This window comes from Streptomyces sp. SDr-06 (assembly GCF_003324565.1).
Classification (GTDB): domain Bacteria; phylum Actinomycetota; class Actinomycetes; order Streptomycetales; family Streptomycetaceae; genus Streptomyces.
This window is the reverse complement of the sequence record NZ_QOLA01000070.1, coordinates 1-1,450: the sequence shown is the minus strand read 5'-3', so window position 1 is coordinate 1,450 and position 1,450 is coordinate 1. Positions and strand designations below refer to the sequence as shown.

Sequence of the window (1,450 nt, the reverse complement as noted above, 5' to 3'; positions counted from 1 at the left end):
GTGGGGGCGTGATGACTGAGCGACGGATGTGTCTGCCTGCGCCGGGACCGTTGGAGGAGTACGCGGCCTGTTTCGATGATCTGTTCCTCAACCTCGCCCAGCGGCGTGGGTTTCGTGAGTACCTGACCGGGCTGCTCGCGCCACGGGACCGGAACAAGACGCTGACCTGCCTGGCCGGGGCCGAGCCGGTTCTCGGCGCGGGCTCGCCGAGCGTACAGCGGCTGCAGTACTTCCTCTCCGAGTCGCACTGGGACAGCGACCAGATCAACGCCCGGCGGCTGGAACTGCTGCGGGCCGACCCCGCCTTGGCGCCGCACGGGGCCGGGGTGCTGGTCATCGATGACTCCGGGGACCGCAAGGACGGCACGGCCACCGCGCACGTGGGCCGGCAGTGGCTGGGACGGCTGGGCAAGACCGACAACGGCATCGTCACGGTGACCACGGTGTGGACCGACGGCCGGGTGTCCTACCCGTTGCACGCGCAGCCCTACACCCCCGCCCATCACTTCACGCGGGGCCGGGCCGACCCCGGCTTCCGCACCAAACCGCAGATCGCTGCGGCTCTTGCGGCCCGGGGCAAGGAGGCGGGCTTCGCCTGCCGGGCGGTGGTGGCCGACTGCGCCTACAGCGTCAGCGACGACTGGTACCTCGCACTGCGCGAGACCCGCCTGCCCTACGTGGTGCACCTCAAGCCGCACCGCGGCACCTGGGCCCCCGCCGACCAGCCGCACACCCCCATCGACGCCGCCCATGCCCTGGCCTGGCACGATGCCGAACACCCCGGCGACTGGACACCCGTCGAACGCCACTTCCGCGACGGCCACACCGAGACCTGGTGGGCCGCCGACACCACCCTCGGCGGCTGGCACCCCCACGGCCGGGTACGGCTGGTCGTCGCCACCACCGACCCGGCCGCCCTGCCAGAGAAAGCCACCTGGTACCCGGCCACCAACCTGCCCCACCCCGACGCACCCCACGCTGCCACCAGTGCGCACCCGCCGGCAGACCTCACCGAGATCGTCCGCCTCTACGGACTGCGGCCGTGGATCGAGCAGAGCTACAAGCAGATCAAGGACGAACTCGGCTGGGCCGACTTCCAGGTCCGCTCCGACACCGCCATCCGCCACCACCAGACCCTGGTGAACTGCGCGTTCTCCTTCTGCTGGGACCAATGGTTCGCCCCACCCGGACCACTGGACACCACCGCGCCGGACCCCTGCGCCGACGACCGGCCAGAGAGGGGGAACAGCCACGCCCCACCCGCCCCAACTTCCCTGCTGGCCCAGGGCATTGCGCGCCGTCCGCTCCTGGCTCACCCCGGCCACCACCCTGCACCGCTGGTGGCGAGCCTGGACGGACACCGACCCACCACCCGAACTCCAGGCCCTGATCGACGCGGTCACCGCCGGCAGACCCCTTGATCTTTACCGCCGGGTTTAACGAACTACCG

Annotated in this window: 1 protein-coding gene; it reads left to right on the top strand. The window is 71.1% G+C overall.

What is annotated here, in order from left to right; translation table 11 throughout:
* A partial coding sequence (locus DT019_RS39005; RefSeq protein ID WP_317617864.1) for an IS701 family transposase occupies window positions 1-1,421 on the top strand: 1,421 nt, incomplete at its 5' end.
* Between the last annotated feature and the right edge of the window lie 29 nt (window positions 1,422-1,450).